This is a genomic window from Emticicia sp. 17c (assembly GCF_037153985.1).
In the GTDB taxonomy this organism is placed as follows: domain Bacteria; phylum Bacteroidota; class Bacteroidia; order Cytophagales; family Spirosomataceae; genus Emticicia.
The window spans coordinates 1-3,991 of record NZ_JBBAYI010000037.1 but is presented as its reverse complement, the minus strand read 5'-3'; the positions used below and the strand labels follow the sequence as shown (position 1 = coordinate 3,991).

Annotated in this window: 1 protein-coding gene; it reads right to left on the bottom strand. The window is 43.6% G+C overall.

Features of this window, described 5'->3' with window-relative positions; genetic code table 11:
- A partial coding sequence (locus tag WAA15_RS24325; protein WP_337045457.1) for a collagen-binding domain-containing protein occupies positions 1-3,991 on the bottom strand: 3,991 nt, incomplete at both ends.

Sequence of the window (3,991 nt, the reverse complement as noted above, 5' to 3'; positions counted from 1 at the left end):
CTCTGGAATCACTGTCAACACTCCACTATCTTCTGCTACACATGATTTGCCATTCAAACTTACCGTACATACTGCTTTGTAAGTTGACGTGCCCGCGGTCGCTGGGGTTACCGTGATGCTGGTGCCTGTCACATTATTGCTCCATACCACTGTACCCTGACATCCTGTTGCTGTTAAAGTCGCTGCTTCGCCGTAACATGCTGTTACATCGTTTACAGTCACTTTGACCTCTGGAATCACTGTCAACACTCCACTATCTTCTGCCACACATGATTTACCATTGAGGCTTACCGTACATACTGCTTTGTAAGTTGACGTGCCCGCAGTCGCTGGGGTTACCGTGATGCTGGTGCCTGTCACATTATTGCTCCATACCACTGTGCCTTGACATCCCGTTGCTGTTAAAGTCGCTGCTTCCCCGTAACATGCTGTTACATCGTTTACATTCACTTTTACCTCTGGAATCACTGTCAACACTCCACTATCTTCTGCTACACATGATTTGCCGTTGAGGCTTACCGTACATACTGCTTTATAAGTTGAGGTGCCCGCAGTCGCTGGGGTTACCGTGATGCTGGTGCCTGTCACATTATTGCTCCATACCACTGTGCCTTGACATCCTGTTGCTGTTAAAGTCGCTGCTTCCCCGTAACATGCTGTTACATCGTTTACATTCACTTTTACCTCTGGAATCACTGTCAACACTCCACTATCTTCTGCTACACATGATTTGCCGTTGAGGCTTACCGTACATACTGCTTTATAAGTTGAGGTGCCCGCAGTCGCTGGGGTTACCGTGATGCTGGTGCCTGTCACATTATTGCTCCATACCACTGTGCCTTGACATCCTGTTGCTGTTAAAGTCGCTGCTTCGCCGTAACATGCCGTAACATCGTTTACAGTCACTTTTACCTCTGGAATCACTGTCAACACTCCACTATCTTCTGCTACACATGATTTACCGTTGAGGCTTACCGTACATACTGCTTTATAAGTTGAGGTGCCCGCAGTCGCTGGGGTTACCGTGATGCTGGTGCCTGTCACATTATTGCTCCATACCACTGTGCCTTGACATCCCGTTGCTGTTAAAGTCGCTGCTTCCCCGTAACATGCTGTTACATCGTTTACATTCACTTTTACCTCTGGAATCACTGTCAACACGCCACTATCTTCTGCTACACATGATTTGCCATTCAAACTTACCGTACATATTGCTTTATAAGTTGACGTGCCTGCGGTCGCTGGTGTCACCGTGATGCTCGTGCCTGTCACATTATTGCTCCATACCACTGTGCCCTGACATCCCGTTGCTGTTAAAGTCGCTGCTTCCCCGTAACATGCTGTTACATCGTTTACAGTCACTTTTACTTCTGGAATCACTGTCAAGATACCTGTATCTTCTGCCACACATGATTTGCCGTTGAGGCTTACTGTACATACTGCTTTGTAAGTTGACGTGCCCGCAGTCGCTGGGGTTACCGTGATGCTCGTGCCTGTCACATTATTGCTCCATACCACTGTGCCCTGACATCCCGTTGCCGTTAGAGTCGCTGCTTCGCCGTAACATACTGTTACATCGTTCACATTCACTTTGACCTCAGGAATCACTGTCAACACTCCACTATCTTCTGCTACACATGATTTGCCATTCAAACTTACTGTACATACTGCTTTATAAGTTGACGTGCCCGCAGTCGCTGGGGTTACTGTGATGCTCGTGCCTGTCACATTATTGCTCCATACCACTGTGCCTTGACATCCCGTTGCTGTTAGAGTCGCTGCTTCGCCGTAACATGCCGTTACATCGTTTACATTCACTTTTACCTCTGGAATCACTGTCAAGATACCTGTATCAGTAGCGGAACATTCTTTACCACTTGTAGTTAATTTACAAGTAGCTGTGTAACTGTATGTACCTGCTGTATTTTGTGTTACTGTAAGGCTGCTTCCTGTTGCACCTGTGTTCCATACTACTACACCCGTACAACCAGTTGCTACTAGTGTAGCAGGTTGTCCATAACATACAGTTACATCGTCTACTGTTATAGTAGGAGTTGGTACAACCTGAATAGTTACGTTATCGCTTGACTTACAAACTCCAGTACCGCAAGTTGCAGTATAAGTAGTTGTTGTCATTGGTGTTACAACTATTGAACTTCCTGTTTTATTAATTCCACCACCAGTCCAAGTAACTGTTGAAGTACAGCCTGTTGCGGTTAATGTCACTGGTGACCCCGCACAGGTAGGTTCGCATGGTGTACTTAAATTAATATTAGCATTAAATTTATGGTAATGAACCTCTCCCCCATTCATAACAAATGATTTTGCAATCACTTGTCCATCCACATTTGAACTACTATTTTTGGTTACATCTGCGCTAGGAGCGAAGACAGTTCCTTTCATTGTAGCACTTGAGCTTGAAATAGTAAGATTAGTTGCATTATAGAAGTTCCAGATGATAAACTGCCCTTGTGAGTCACCTATTCCTGAAATATTAGGTAGCGTCAGATTGAAACTACCTGCTGCATTTACATTGACAATTAAAGGTTTGTTTGCATCTGGTGCATTATTAAATACAATTGTTGAATAAGCATTCAATTGTGAACCTGTCAGGTTCCAAACATTTGAACCTGTTTGTAATGTAAGTTTTGGCTGAGTAGTGCTACCCGGATCAAAAGATGGAGTAACATTTGATGTAAGCCCACTCATTGAAGCTGCCGACGATTGGAGCGTCGCAAATGCTGTATTGAAATCAATACTACCACAACCATTTTGCCAAGTTCCCGTAGGCTGACCTGTATTAATATTCATAGCAGGTGTCTGATTGAATCCACCTCCTGTGATACGAGAGTTGCCACCATTCGGATAAAAAGTAGAACCATTAATGTTACATACTTTGGCATATCCGCCACCATTTACATTTACTCCATTACCTGAAGTATAAATGATTTGTCCGCCTGAATAAATATAAGTCAGGTCACCACCAACTGTTGGTTTGTTCGGATAATTGTTAGGGTTTTCTCCTGTAATATTGGTTGTTCCTTTCAACTCAACATTTCCAGCCGTAGCGATTCCTGAGTGAACATCTCCTGAAGTCAATACTACCCCGTTTAATGTAAACACGTTGAAATTCAATGCTGGTGCCGTTGGGTTACCAGATGAAGTACCAGGTGTACAAGTAGTTATAGTAATAGGATCAGTTGGTGTTACTGAAATCTGAACAGATGCTGGCTCACTTGTACAAGTGGTTGTACTAGATTTACAAGTGGCTGTATAAGTGGTAGTGGTAGTTGGAGAAACCGTAATGCTATTTGTTGTTTGTCCGGTCGACCATGAAATAGTACCTGAGCAATTAGAAGCTGTAATTGTTACACTTTCACCCTGACAGATTGAGTTTTTATCTGGTGTTAATGTTGGCTTCGCAGGTAACTGATTTACATTTACTTTGCCTTCTGCAGTAGCCTTACAACCTGTATTTAAAGTACAAGTAGCTGTATAGGTAGTAGTGGTAGTTGGAGAAACTGTGATTGTTGAACCTGTTACACCAGTGTTCCAGGTGATTGTACCAGTACAAGTGCTAGCTGTAAGTGTTGCACTTTCACCTATACAAATAGTTTTTGTATCAACACTGATGGTAGGATTAGCATTTACCTTCAGTATTCCGTTATCGGTAGCAGAGCATGCTTTATTATTGGTAATAACAGTACAGGTTGCTGTATAAGTGTAATTTCCTGCCGAATTTTGGGTAATAGTAATTGAAGACCCTGTTACACCTGTATTCCATGAAATTGTTCCTCCTACACAACCTGTCGCAGTCAAGGTTGCTGCTTGACCTTCGCAAGTTTCCTTATCCGCTACATCTACTAGCACCTCTGGATTCACAGTCAATACTCCTGAATCCGTTGCTGAACATTCTTTGCCGTTGGTCGTTACTTTACAAGTTGCTGTGTAAGTGCCTGCTGTACCGATTGTCAAGGTGCTACCTGTGGCA